Annotated in this window: 10 protein-coding genes; 9 read left to right on the forward strand and 1 reads right to left on the reverse strand. The window is 65.7% G+C overall.

Going from position 1 to position 12,032, the window contains the following annotated elements:
- The first annotated feature begins 14 nt into the window (after nt 1-14).
- The 6 genes from flgA to BUF17_RS06610 all read left to right on the forward strand — a co-directional run bounded on the left by flgA (nt 15) and on the right by BUF17_RS06610 (nt 4,855).
- Complete coding sequence (flgA, locus tag BUF17_RS06585) at nt 15-599, forward strand: flagellar basal body P-ring formation chaperone FlgA (RefSeq protein ID WP_084564150.1); 585 nt, start codon at nt 15-17, stop codon at nt 597-599.
- On the forward strand, nt 599-1,720 hold the full coding sequence (gene flgI / locus BUF17_RS06590) for a flagellar basal body P-ring protein FlgI (RefSeq protein WP_073626767.1): 1,122 nt from the start codon (nt 599-601) through the stop codon (nt 1,718-1,720). Before flgA ends, flgI begins: the two co-directional genes overlap by 1 nt.
- On the forward strand, nt 1,717-2,334 hold the full coding sequence (locus BUF17_RS06595; protein ID WP_139282437.1) for a MotE family protein: 618 nt from the start codon (nt 1,717-1,719) through the stop codon (nt 2,332-2,334). The genes flgI and BUF17_RS06595 overlap by 4 nt, the downstream gene beginning before the upstream one ends.
- Nucleotides 2,331-3,032, forward strand: coding sequence for a flagellar basal body L-ring protein FlgH (locus BUF17_RS06600; RefSeq protein ID WP_073626769.1), 702 nt, complete (start codon nt 2,331-2,333; stop codon nt 3,030-3,032). The genes BUF17_RS06595 and BUF17_RS06600 overlap by 4 nt, the downstream gene beginning before the upstream one ends.
- 246 nt (nt 3,033-3,278) lie before the next feature.
- Entirely contained in the window at nt 3,279-3,779 is a 501-nt protein-coding gene (locus BUF17_RS06605; protein ID WP_073626771.1) for a flagellar basal body-associated FliL family protein, read from the forward strand.
- A 248-nt stretch (nt 3,780-4,027) separates the two neighbouring features.
- The gene (locus BUF17_RS06610) at nt 4,028-4,855 is read left to right on the forward strand and encodes a flagellar type III secretion system pore protein FliP (protein ID WP_244530810.1); all 828 of its coding nucleotides are present in this window, start codon (nt 4,028-4,030) and stop codon (nt 4,853-4,855) included.
- Nucleotides 4,856-5,136: 281 nt separating this feature from the next.
- Here the strand turns inward: BUF17_RS06610 and BUF17_RS06615 are convergent, their stop codons facing one another.
- Nucleotides 5,137-7,857, reverse strand: a complete 2,721-nt coding sequence (locus BUF17_RS06615; RefSeq protein WP_073626775.1) for an O-linked N-acetylglucosamine transferase family protein — start codon at nt 7,855-7,857, stop codon at nt 5,137-5,139.
- A gap of 299 nt (nt 7,858-8,156) precedes the next feature.
- Here BUF17_RS06615 and BUF17_RS06620 point away from each other — a divergent pair, with 299 nt between their 5' ends.
- From BUF17_RS06620 to BUF17_RS06630, 3 genes are all read left to right on the forward strand, one after another.
- Nucleotides 8,157-9,494, forward strand: coding sequence for a flagellin N-terminal helical domain-containing protein (locus BUF17_RS06620; RefSeq protein ID WP_073626777.1), 1,338 nt, complete (start codon nt 8,157-8,159; stop codon nt 9,492-9,494).
- Nucleotides 9,495-9,780: 286 nt separating this feature from the next.
- Nucleotides 9,781-11,418 (forward strand): flagellar basal-body MS-ring/collar protein FliF, encoded by a 1,638-nt coding sequence (gene fliF, locus BUF17_RS06625; protein ID WP_073626779.1) that lies wholly within the window; start codon nt 9,781-9,783, stop codon nt 11,416-11,418.
- Nucleotides 11,415-12,032, forward strand: a complete 618-nt coding sequence (locus BUF17_RS06630; RefSeq protein ID WP_073626792.1) for a hypothetical protein — start codon at nt 11,415-11,417, stop codon at nt 12,030-12,032. The genes fliF and BUF17_RS06630 overlap by 4 nt, the downstream gene beginning before the upstream one ends.

A 12,032-nucleotide genomic window follows, 5' to 3' on the forward strand; every position in this document is an offset into this window, starting at 1 on the left:
CACTGGCCAGGGCCATGTCATTTTTGTATCGCTCCTTTGCGGCGGCGTTTGCCGTGTTCGTGGCAGCCGCCGCTCCGGCCCTCGGCCAGGAGATCGCCTCCAGCAACGGAACGGCGGCCGCGGTGCAGCCGATCTTTCCGCAGGGCGCTCCGCCGCAGGGCATGGTGCAGCGATACGACGCCGTGCCGGGGGCTGCGACGCAGACGGACGGGGAGACGCTGCCCGTCCTCGCTGTCACGGTCTATCCCGGCGACACCATCACCGAGGCGATGGTCATCGACCGTCAGTTTCCGGCCGGCGTATCGCAGCGCTATGCAGCGCTTTCCGGTCGCGATCAGGTGATCGGCAAGGTCGCTCGCCGCACGCTGGCGGCCGGGCAGCCGATCCCTCTCAACGCCCTTGGCATGGCAACGCTCGTGAACCGGGGCGTGCCGACCGAAGCCTCCTATGTGGAAGACGGCCTCAGCATCACCGCTCAGGTGATGCCGATGCAGTCCGGCGGCGTCGGCGATGTCATTCAGGTCCGCAATGTCGATTCCGGCCGCATGATCAGCGGCGTCGTTCAGGCGGACGGCACCGTTCGCGTAGGAGGACGGTGATGCGCAGACCGTTCTCGCGGCTGGCAGGCGCGGCGGCGCTGTTCGGCCTGCTGCTTTCCGCCGGGTGGCCGATGGAAGCCGCCGAGGCCGCGCGCATCAAGGACGTCTCCAGCATTCAGGGCGTCCGTGAAAACCAGCTTGTCGGCTATGGTCTCGTCATGGGCCTTCAGGGCACGGGCGACACGCTGCGCAACACGCCGTTCACCGGCCAGTCGATGCAGTCGATGCTCGACCGTATGGGGATCAACGTTCAGGGCCTCGACATGCGGGCCCGCAACGTGGCGGCCGTGACCGTAACCGCCTCGCTGCCCGCCTTCGCCGGTCTCGGCTCCCAGATCGACGTCAACGTGTCGTCGCTCGGCGATGCGACGTCGCTCAAGGGCGGAACGCTGCTGATGACGCCGCTTTCGGGTGGCGACGGCGTTGTCTATGCGGTCGCCCAGGGGCCGATCGCGGTTTCCGGCTTCTCCCTCCAGGGCCAGGCTGAAAGTGTCACCCAGGGCGTGCCGACCGCGGGACGCATCCCGAACGGGGCGCTCGTCGAGCGGCGGGTCGCCGGCTCGATCAGCGATTCCATCGTGCTGCAGCTCAAGAACCCGGACTTCATGACCGCGGCGCTGATCGTAGACGCGGTGAACGCCTTCACGAGCGACCGCTACGGCATGAAGGCCGCCAAGGAGCGCGACCTCGCGAGTGTCACGATCCAGAAGCCGAAGAAGGTGAACGTGGCGCGCTTCCTCGCTGAAATCGGCGAACTGGAGATCCAGCCCGATATCCCGGCCCGCGTCGTGGTAGATCAGCGGACCGGTACCGTTGTGATCGGCAACAATGTCCGCATCTCCACGGTTGCCCTCGCCCACGGCAACATGACGGTGCGCGTGACCGAGACGCCTCAGGTTTCGCAGCCGGGGCCGTTCAGCAACGGCACCACACAGGTCGTGCCCCGCACCAACATCACCGTGGATCAGCAGGACGCTCACCTCGCCATGGTGGGCGGAACCGACCTCCAGACCCTGGTGCACGGGCTCAACCGGCTCGGACTGAAACCGACGGACATGATCTCCATCCTGCAGGCGATCAAGACCTCCGGCGCCCTCCAGGCGGAGCTCATCGTACAATGACGGATTCCGCTGCCCTCTTCTCTTCCGTTTCGCGCCGTCGCGGATTCCGCATTGCCGCCACGGCGGCGCTGATTGCGGCGACGGCGCTTGCCGCGGTCCCTGGACTGGCGGTCGCCCAGACGCCCGCGCCGCAGGCTCCGGCCGCCGGTGCGATCGGGACGCAGGCGGCCGTCGTCGCTGCTTCGCCGATGGACGAGAACGCCGCTCAATATTGCAACAACATTGCCAATGCCGCGGCGGATGCTCGGTTTGCGCGGCAGGCGCAGACGCTGAAGGCACTCGAGGCTGAGATCGACAAGCGCGTGGCGGCGCTGGAGCAGAAGCGGGCCGAGTACCAGGAATGGCTCGACCGGCGCGAGGCGTTCCTCAAGAAGGCCGACGAATCTCTGGTGGCGATCTATTCGCAGATGCGCCCGGATGCCGCCGCCGCGCAGTTGACCGCCATGTCCGACGAAGCGGCGGCCTCGATCGTCGCCAAGCTGCAGCCGCGCGCCGCGAGCGCCATCCTCAACGAGATGGACGCCGCCAAGGCCGCGCAGGTCGCCAGCTACATGTCCGGCCTGACAGATCGTCAGACCGGCAAGAAGCCGCCCACGACAGGAATGCGCGGATGAGAATGTTGATCGTCACCGCGGCCCTGCTGGCGATTGCCGGTTGCCAGTCCAGCAAGGATGCGATGGACCAGCCTCACCTGATGCCGCTCGGCTTCGGAATCCAGCCGCCGCGCGATCCGTTGCCGATCGCCATCGCTTCCGGCAACGCGGGCGGCGGGCCGAATTCGACCTGGGGACGAAACAGCCGGGACATGTTCAGCGATCTGCGGGCGACGCATGTCGGCGACAGCCTGACGGTCAATATCACCGTCAACGACAAGGCCGAGTTCGACAACGAGAGCGATCGCTCCCGCGAAAGCGGTATCAACACCGGGATCGGGCTTGGCCTCGGCGCCCTGAACTTCCAGCTTCCCGTGACGAGCGCCGATGTCACCCTGAAGGGCGGCACGAGCAGCAACGGCAAGGGTTCGATCGACCGCTCCGAGAAGCTCAATCTCAACGTCGCCGCCATCGTCACCGAGGTGCTGCCGAACGGCAACCTGGTGATCAGCGGCTCGCAGGAGATCATGGTCAATTACGAGGTGCGCGTGCTGACCGTCGCCGGCATCGTCCGGCCCTACGACATCAGCAGCCGGAACACCGTCAGCTACGAGAAGGTCGCGGAGGCCCGTATTTCCTATGGCGGGCGCGGCCGGATCTCGGACGTGCAGCAGCCTGGCTGGGCGCAGCGCGTCTATGACAAGACCACACCGTTCTAGAGCGCTTTCCGATCGGATGGCTCATCCGATCGGAAGGAGCACGCTCGGATTCGACAGCTTGAGCATGTCGTTCGGATCGATCCGGTCTGTACGGAACATGCTGCTGCGCGCCCTCGTCCGATCTAATGTTCAGGCGAACGAGACCGCGGCCGGCAAGCCCCGGACGCATCTCCGCCAACTGGGCCGGGAACCGGCGGCATCGGCCGCGGCATGGTCGCGCCGAAAGACACAGCGGGAGAGCCCCGGATGGCACTGAGCAGGACCGATCTGGACAAGCCTCGGCGAAAGGGGGGCGGACGCACCATCATTCTGGTGCTGCTGCTGCTCACCGTCGTTGCGGCCGCTGCCGGCGGCGGGGTCGGCCTTTATCTCGCCTCAACCGTCGAGAAGGCGTTCGAGGAGAAGGAGCGCGCCAAGCCGAAGAAGGTCCCTGGTGAGATTGTCTACGGCAACGACGCCCGCCTGCAGCCGCTCGACCCGATCGTCACCAATCTTGCGTCTCCGAGTTCCACCTGGATCCGGCTGGAGGCCTCCATCGTGTACAAGAACGGCAGCCTGGAAGCGCCGCAGGTGACGGCGGCCGAGGTACGGCAGGATCTCATGTCGTATCTGCGCACTCTCCCCCTGTCACAGTTCGATGGACCGAGCGCGCTTCAGCACCTGCGCGAGGACCTCAACGAGCGTGTGGCGCTGAGGACGGACAACCGCGTCCGCGAACTCGTCATCGGAATGATCGTGGTGCAATGAGGCGGATCTCCCTTTCCTTCGACCGCGCCTCCCGCAACGGCCATCGAGCCACACCTCTCCTGCCCATCATGCCCCAGTCCACCAGAACCGCTTCCTGCCCCGACGCCGGCGATCTTTCCCCCGTGAGCGTCGAGGCACCGTTCGCACCGGCGACACCCGGCGACGCGGTGCGTGCGACCCGGCGGATGCCTTCGGGCGGGTGGTCCATGGCCATGCGGTGGCGCATCCTCGCCGTGCTCGTCGTCGCGATGCTGCCGGTGATGATCGCGGACGCTCACGCACAGTCGAACCTGCTCGCGGACCTGCTTCCCGCGGGCAACGCCTCGATGAGCGGGCGGATCGTCCAGCTCTTCGCGCTGCTGACAGTCCTTTCGATCGCGCCGGGCCTGCTCATCATGGTGACGAGCTTCACCCGCTTCGCGGTTGCGCTTTCATTCCTGCGCTCCGGCCTCGGCCTGCAGAGTACGCCCGCGAACCTCGTGCTGATCAGCCTGTCGTTGTTCATGACGTTCTTCGTGATGGCGCCGACGTTCGACCGCGCCTGGCGGGACGGCATCGTGCCGCTCACCCAGAACGCCATCACCGAGGAACAGGCTTACGACCGCATCACCGCCCCGTTCCGCGAGTTCATGCTGGCGGAGGTGCGGCCGAAGGACCTTCAGCTGTTCACCGATCTGGCGGCGAACGCGCGCGACCAGGGCCGCCGCGCCGCCGGCGCAGCCAACGGAGCGGACGGTGATGCAGCGGCTGAAACCAGTGGCAGCGCGCAGGAGGAAGACCGCGACACCCGCGCCTCCGCCCCTGCCGCCCCGAGCTTCATCCCGACCGAAGCCGTCGACCTTCGCGTCCTGATCCCGGCATTCATGATTTCCGAGCTGCGCCGCGGCTTCGAGATCGGCTTCCTGATCGCCTTGCCGTTCCTCGTGATCGATATGGTCGTGGCGACCCTGATCATGTCCATGGGCATGATGATGCTGCCGCCGTCCATCATCTCGCTGCCGTTCAAGGTGCTGTTCTTCGTCCTGATCGACGGCTGGAACATGCTGATCGGTGGCCTTGTGCGTTCCTATTACTGACGCACACCGGAACTGACGCAAAAAAGCGCACCTTCCGGTCAGATGGGATCATTTGACTGCGGCACACCCCTTCGCCTTTGAATCTTCCGAGGCCGCTCTTCCCGCCAGATGGCATGTACCTGAGCGGAGGGCACGCTGCAGGATTCGCGCCCATCGGACCGCTGATGCTGCGGTGATTCCGACAACCCACCGAAACGAAGTCGGGGGCCGAAGCCCCCGATCCGGAATTGTCCCGGCTTCCGCGCGCTGCGCTTCGCCCGCCGCGGGCAAAAGCGCTGCGCTCAGTGCACGCTCTCGTCCTGCCGCGCGGCAGCGGCTTGCTGGACGAGCATCGTCTCCTTCAGTACCTGAAGCGCCTCGAGGACATTGTCCTGCTTGCGCAGAAGGTCGATGAGTTCGTAGCGTGCCTCCAGAAGCCCCGGATTGAGACGGGCCGCCGTTCGCACGGCATCGGTTGCCTCGTCGAGCCGCCCCGCGTCCTTCAATGCGAACCCGAGATTGAGGTGGGCCTTGGCGTCACCGGGCGCGAGTCCCGTCGCCCTCTCGCCGGCGGACACCGCCTCGTCCAGACGGCCGAGCTTGCGCAGCACCAGCGACAAATTGCTATAGGCGGGGCCGTGATCGTTCTTCGCGATCAGGGCCTGCTGCAGCATCTCAGCGGCCTCGTCGTTACGCCCCGTCTGGTGGAAGACGATGCCGAGGTGATGCAGGCTGTCGAAGTGGCCCGGCTCGAATGCAAGAATCCGCCGGTAGATGTCCTCGGCCTCCATCAGACGGCCGACCTGATGATGCCGCATGCCCTCGGCGAACAGCAGCGCCGACTGGTCGTCCGCGGCCCGGCGGGTGCGGATCGACCCGTCCTCGATCGAGCGCACCGTCGGCACCTGGCGCTCCGGTGGAGAGGTTCCGACCGGCAGAGCTTCCACTGCGAACGCCTCCGGCGGGCGTCCCGCACAGTGGATCTCCCACATCCGCTCATAGGCCTGTTCGAGGTGATAGGCATAGCGGTCGATGTCGAACAGCGGCACCGTCAGGCGATTGCCGATCAGGCGCTGGCGCAGCGACGACAGCGTTTCCGGCTCGGTCGCGAGCCTGATGGCCATCGCCTCGTAATCGTCGAGCGTGGCAACGACGAGTTCCGGCAGCCCGGCGGCCGTCACAAGGCTGGCGGCGACCCGGCTCGCGAACGTATCCCCCGGACAGGTCAGCACCGGCAGCCCTGCCCAGAGCGCATCGCTTGCGGTGGTATGGGCGTTGACCGGCAGCGTGTCGAGGAACAGATCCGCGAGGCGGTGCCGGGCGAGGTGCAGCGGCGGCGCCGCGCGATTGGCGAACACGATGCGGGCCGGATCGACGCCGCGGATCATGGCTTCCCGGCGCAGATTGTCCTCGGACCGCTCCTGGTCGCTCAACACCCACAGCACGGATCCGGGAACGGCGATCAGGATCCGCGCCCAGATATCGAACATCTCGGGCGTGAGCTTGTAGATGTTGTTGAAGCAGCAGAACACGAAGCCCTCCTCCGGCAGCCCGCAGACGGCTCGGTTGGGAAGGTCGGCGGCGATGCGGCGGTTGGTGTCGTTCGGCTGGTAGGTGTCCGGAAGGTGGACGATCTTCTCGCTGAAGAACGGCTGGTGCTCCATCGGGGTGACGATGGCATCGGTGATGATGTAGTCGATGAAATCCGCGCCGAGCGTTCCTGGAAAGCCCAGATAGTTCACCTGGACGGGGGCCGGCCGCAGGGCGAGGATGCCCAACCGGCCACCTTTGGTGTAGCCCTTGAGATCGACCAGGATATCGATGCCGTCGTCGCGAATGCGCTGCGCCGCCTCGCGGTCGCTCATGTTTCCGATCTCGACGAAGCGGTCGAACGCATTCTCGAGGCGACGCCGCAGCAGCGAGCCGTCGTCCACGCTCCAGGAATAGGCGGTGATCTCCAGCCGGCCGCGGTCGTGGCGTTCGAAGAGTTCCGCCATCAGGATCGCCGTGGCGTGGGTATGCAGGTCGGAGGAAAGATAACCGATGCGAATGCGCCCGTCCCCGGCGGCGCCCCGCTTGCCGGCCGGCCCGAGCGGCGGCCAGACACCACGCTTCGTCCGTTCGGCCATCTTGCGGGCGTTCTCGAGCTGATCTGCTGGCGTGGACGGCTGCGTGAACAGAACGAACGGGTCCACCGGCTGGTCGCTCGTTCTCAGCAACCGCAGCAATTCCGCCTGGTCGGACTCAAGTTCGCTCCAGTCCCAGACCGTCCGGCACCATTGCGTCAGCAGGTTCCAGACGCTGGGATCGGTCGACGGCCGCAGCGTTGCCGCCCTCAGCGTCTCGATGCTTTCCTCGATCCGTCCGCAGTCGGCGAGCGTCTGCGCCAGAACGAGATGGCCGGCATCGACATCCGGGCGCAGCGCGACGGCCCTACGGAAGACGGCGACGGCCTCATCTGCGGCATCGGGAATCTGTTTCAGGGCATCGCCAAGCGCAGCGAGAATGGTAAGATCGTCCGGCCTGAGATCGAGCGCGCGCCTGTAGGCGTCGGCGGCCTCCTCATTGCGGCCGAGGCTGCGAAGCGCGGCGCCGAGGCCGCGCCAGAGATCACCGTTTTCCGGTGCGGTCGCCAGGCCTTTGCGATAGGCCTCCAGCGCCTCGTCATGCCTCCCCAGGCCTACAAGCGTTCGGTTTCTGAGGAGGAAGACATCGCCACTCGCGGGACCGGCATCCCCCGCCTTCGCCAGAAGCTCCGTCGCGGCGGCGAAGTCGCCGTTTTTCTGGCGCAGCATCGCCAGCGCCGTCATGCAGCCAACATCGCCCGGGTGGAGCGAAAGCCCCATCTGGCAGAGTTCTTCCGCCTTCCCGTCTTCGCCGTTGTCGTGGAACGTCAGAGCTGCCTTGAGGAAAGCCTCCGCGCTCATGTCGACACCGGAGGCGGACATGGCAGGCCGCGGCGCGACACCACCGGCGCCGGGACGCGCGGGCTTGAAACGCTTCAGCTTTTTCTCACGAGACATGCGGGCCGCCTATTTTACGTAAGGCTTCACCATCCGATTGCAGGCTTGCGCGAGCCTGAGGACAGCGGACCGCCGGCGGCGCCTGGCAGCGATGTCTGGCGCAAGCTTCACACAAGCTTGCGCGCTCATGGTGGGGCCATGGTGGATTGGATGCCTGCTGTCGATGTTCCAGCAGGCAATGGCGCGGCTCTCACGCCGCAGCCCGAAATGTCCAAAGGCATGATGCCGCCCCGCCATGCCGGTGAAAGCCCGGCCTGTCCCTGAAGATCATCTTCATCTCTCGATAACGGGACACTACGATGACCAGCATTATCACGAACTCCTCCGCTCTCGTGGCCCTGTCGACCCTCAAGTCGATCAGTAAGGACCTCGACACCACCAACAGCCGCATCTCGACCGGCCTGAAGGTGAATACGGCCAAGGACAACGCCGCCTATTGGTCGATCGCCACCACCACCAAGTCGGACAACGGCCAGCTCGGCGCCGTGAAGGATGCTCTCGCGCTCGGTGCCGAAACGGTCAACACCCAGACCACCGGCATGAACGCGGTTATCGACAAGCTCAACGAGCTGCAGAAGAAGCTGACGACCGCTCTTTCCGCGAACGTGGACCGCGGCAAGATTCAGTCGGAAATCGACACCATCCTGACCGACCTGAGCGACTCGGCTTCGGCCGCCACGCAGGCCGGTGAGAACTGGCTCTCGGTCGACAGCTCCGAGGGCGACTACAACCCGGTCGCCAAGCTGGTGGCTTCGTTCACCCGCACCGGCGGCCAGATCTCGCTCGGCACCGTCGACGTCGATGTCGACAGCGTGAAGCTCTACGACAAGACGACGTCTGCCGGCACCGCCGCTACGGGCGTGGATCTGGCCACGAACGCGACGGCGGTTTCCGCCGCCGACCTCGGCACTGCCTACAGCTCCGCTCTCGCCTCCTTCAAGACCGCTTACTCCACGTTCGCCGCGGCCGCTTCCACGGCCGGCTTTGCCGCGTCCACGATCGCCTCGACCTTCGGCGATTCGGTCAATGCGGACCAGCTGGTGAAGTTCGCGGCGTCCGCCAAGGCGGACTACGACGCCGCCCTGACGAAGTACGAACTGGGCGCCAAGAGCACGGACGACCGCGCGGCGCTGGATGCCGCCGAAGCGCTCTACACCGCTTCGAAGGCCCTGTTCTCTGCCGGCCAGGACGGCCTCAACAATGCGGCCATCGTGAAGAACGACGGCGTGAACGGTGAAGGCGGCATTCTGAACAAGCAGTACACCACGCTTGCCAAGAATGAGGACGGCTTCCTGGTCGGTTACGCGATGTCGGTCGACTCGATCAACATCTCGAACATCGACGATACGGACCTCTCCAAGCTGCGCGGCTACATCGACGTCGTCGATAAGGCGCTGGGCGCGGCCACCGACGCCGCGACCGTTCTCGGTACGGTTTCGACCCGCATCGACAGCCAGCAGACCTTCGTCGGCTCTCTCATCGACGCCAACACCAACGCCATCAGCGCGCTGGTCGATGCGGACATGGAAGAAGAGTCGACCCGCCTCAAGGCCCTGCAGACCCAGCAGCAGCTCGGCGTTCAGACCCTGTCGATCGCCAACTCCAGCGGCCAGAACATCCTGTCGCTGTTCCAGTAATCGGATCCCGATCCGAAACGCACCCGCCGCCTACGGGCGGCGGGAATCGGGACCGCGCTTCCCCGGGCGCGGTCCTTTTTTATGCGCGCAATCTCCGGACAAGCTTCAGAGCACACACTCGGCATCAAGGATCGGCATGACCGCCCGGATTGTTCCGACGGCGGCCAAGCGGACAGCCTCCATCGCGCAGCGCACGGGCGTTCGAAAGCCGCGGGCGCCCCGAAGGACGCTGCCGCTGCAAGCGTCGTGACTGCAAGTGTGTCGTGTTTGAGGAGGCTGAGTGTCCATGCCGGGCCTCGCGCAAGCTGAACAGCTCTGGTCGAATATTCGCGACCTCGGAACACGGCGCCTGATCGCACTCGGCCTGATCGCACTCGCCGTCATGCTGGCGATCGGCCTCGGCGTCTATTATCTGAGCCAACCCGAGCGGGAGGCGCTCTATACCGGCCTCAGCCGAGACGACGTCACGCGCATGGGCGGCGTCCTGAAGGATTCCGGCATCCCCTTCGACGTCAGCGCCGATGGTTCGGCCGTGCTCGTCGGCCATCGCGACACGGCCCGCGCCCGCATGCTTCTGGCGGAAAAGGGCCTGCCGCAGAACACCAATTCCGGTTACGAGCTGTTCAACGACCTCGGTTCGTTCGGCCTCACTTCGTTCATGCAGCAGGTCACCAAGGTGCGTGCGCTCGAGGGCGAACTCGCCCGCACCATCCAGGGCATGAAGGGAATCAAGGCTGCGCGCGTGCACATCGTGCTGCCGGAACGCGGATCGTTCCGCACCGAACAGCAGCCGGCGACGGCCTCCGTCGTGATCCGCACCGAAAGCGCCGACGACACCTCGTCGGCCCAGGCGATCCGCTATCTCGTCGCAGCCGCCATCCCCGACCTGAAGCCGGAAGGCGTGACCGTTCTTAACACCGATGGCCGCGTACTTGCGTCCGGTGACATGGCCGACAGCACCTCCACAGGCAAGATGACCCACCTGGAGGAGCAGATAAACAGCGAGCTGACGCAGAACATTCGCAAGACGCTGACGCCCTATCTCGGCCTCAACAATTTCGAGGTGAGCGTTTCGTCGAGGCTCAACACCGACAAGACGCGCACGAGCGAGACAATTTACGACCCCGACTCGCGGGTTGAGCGCTCGGTGCGGGTTGTCCGCGAGAACAACACCTCGCAGAACCGTGCAAGCCAGCCGCCGACGACGGTTCAGCAGAACATTCCGCAGGAACAGGTCCAGGGTGCCGCCGGCAACGACTCCGCCGAGGAATCGAACCGTCGCGAGGAACTGACCAACTACGAGGTCTCGGCCAAGACGATCGAGCGCGTGAGCGACGGCTATACCGTGGAGCGACTTTCGATCGCCGTGCTCGTCAACCGCGACCGTCTGCTCGTCAATGCGAGCACCCAGGGCGGTTCGGTGCCGGTCGACGACCAGTTGAAGGACATCGAGCAACTGGTCCGTTCGGCGGTCGGCTTCAATGCGGAGCGAGGCGACCAGATCAAGGTGTCGGCCGTCAGCTTCGCCGAAGGCGGCAATTCGATGGAGCCGGTGCCCCCGCTCGGGATCAAGGACCTGCTGCTGCGCCAGATGGGTACGCTCATCAATGCCGCGGCGATCCTCATCGTGGCCGTGCTGCTGATCTGGTTCGGGCTGAAGCCGGCCGTGCGCGCCATCCTGGCCCAGCCGCAGGCCGAAACGGCCGGATCCGATCTCTTGATCGAGGGGCCGGAGAGTGTGGCACTCGCCGAAGGCAGCTTCCCGCAGCTGCCCGCCAGCGAGAATCCGAACCTGATCGAAGACCTCACGAGCCGTATGAACCGCTCGCCGCAGAAGCGGCTCGAGCAGATGGTCGAATATGACGAAGAGCAGGTCGCGGCCATCCTGAAGCAATGGATGCGTCAGGAAGAGACCGCAGCATGAGGCAAGATCTCGCCCGTTTCCTGCCGAACTTCGAGGAGCCCTCCGCCAAGGGTGAGGAGTCCCGCGCTCCCGTCACCGAGGCACGCGTCGCGCAGGCCGTCGCCGATGCCGTTGCCCGCGCGACGGCGGAAGCGCTCGAACGCGGCCGTCGCGAGGGGGCAGAGGCCGAACGCGCCGCAAACAAGGCTGCGCGGGCCGCGGAACTCGCCGCGCTCGACAAACGGCTCGCGGACGAGCGCCGCCGCTGGAGCGAGGAGGAGGCCGAGCGGCTGGCAGACAGGTTCGCGCTGGCCGTGGCGAGTCTTGAGGAATCGCTGCTTTCGAGCGTCGCACGCACGCTTGTGCCGTTCCTCGATGAGGGCATCCGCAGACGAGCGCATGAAGGGCTTTGCGATCTTCTGGCCGGCATGCTGGAAACCGGCGAACACAAGTCGCTGGCGATTTCCGGGCCGAAGGATCTGCTGGCACCGCTTCAGGAGCGGTTCGCCCGTCATGCCGCCGCCATCACCTTTACCGAGGCGGACACGCCCGACGTCCGCGTTATCGTAGACAGCACCGTGATCGAGACGCAGACGCGGATCTGGTCCGAGCTTCTCGCCAACGCCATCGAGTGA

This window comes from Pseudoxanthobacter soli DSM 19599 (assembly GCF_900148505.1).
Taxonomy (GTDB): domain Bacteria; phylum Pseudomonadota; class Alphaproteobacteria; order Rhizobiales; family Segnochrobactraceae; genus Pseudoxanthobacter; species Pseudoxanthobacter soli.

Excerpts from the sequence above, each read along its gene's own strand:
- BUF17_RS06605 (WP_073626771.1), top strand. The coding sequence starts at position 3,279 with ATGGCACTGAGCAGGACCGATCTGGACAAGCCTCGGCGAAAGGGGGGC.
- BUF17_RS06620 (WP_073626777.1), top strand. The coding sequence starts at position 8,157 with ATGACCAGCATTATCACGAACTCCTCCGCTCTCGTGGCCCTGTCGACC.
- flgA (WP_084564150.1), top strand. The coding sequence starts at position 15 with ATGTCATTTTTGTATCGCTCCTTTGCGGCGGCGTTTGCCGTGTTCGTG.
- BUF17_RS06600 (WP_073626769.1), top strand. The coding sequence starts at position 2,331 with ATGAGAATGTTGATCGTCACCGCGGCCCTGCTGGCGATTGCCGGTTGC.
- BUF17_RS06595 (WP_139282437.1), top strand. The coding sequence starts at position 1,717 with ATGACGGATTCCGCTGCCCTCTTCTCTTCCGTTTCGCGCCGTCGCGGA.
- BUF17_RS06615 (WP_073626775.1), bottom strand. The coding sequence starts at position 7,857 with ATGTCTCGTGAGAAAAAGCTGAAGCGTTTCAAGCCCGCGCGTCCCGGC.
- BUF17_RS06610 (WP_244530810.1), top strand. The coding sequence starts at position 4,028 with ATGCTGCCGGTGATGATCGCGGACGCTCACGCACAGTCGAACCTGCTC.
- BUF17_RS06630 (WP_073626792.1), top strand. The coding sequence starts at position 11,415 with ATGAGGCAAGATCTCGCCCGTTTCCTGCCGAACTTCGAGGAGCCCTCC.
- flgI (WP_073626767.1), top strand. The coding sequence starts at position 599 with ATGCGCAGACCGTTCTCGCGGCTGGCAGGCGCGGCGGCGCTGTTCGGC.
- fliF (WP_073626779.1), top strand. The coding sequence starts at position 9,781 with ATGCCGGGCCTCGCGCAAGCTGAACAGCTCTGGTCGAATATTCGCGAC.